The 268-nt window shown below is 66.4% G+C and carries 1 pseudogene; it reads right to left on the bottom strand.

The features are described from left to right. A pseudogene (locus tag ACZ3HH_RS30210) lies at positions 1-268 on the bottom strand (dihydroxy-acid dehydratase); the annotation flags it as partial.

The following is a 268-nucleotide window of genomic DNA, read 5'->3' as shown; positions in this document are numbered from 1 at the left end:
GCCCACTTCGGCCATGCCCGGATAACCCTTGGGGCCGACGTTCTTCATCACCAGCACGCAGCTGGCATCGACGTCCAGGTCAGGATCGTTGATGCGTTCCTTGTAGTGCGCGAAGTCCTCGAAGACCACGGCGCGGCCGCGATGCTTCATCAGCTCGGGCGTGGCGGCCGACGGCTTCAGTACCGCGCCGCGCGGTGCCAGGTTGCCGCGCAGGATGCAGATGCCGCCATCCTCGATCAGCGGCTTGGCCAGCGGGCGCACTACCTCA

The organism is Pseudomonas sp. PME37.24/025, from assembly GCF_055556615.1.
The sequence above is the reverse complement of the archived record's forward strand: the minus strand, read 5'-3'. Positions and strand labels throughout refer to the sequence as shown.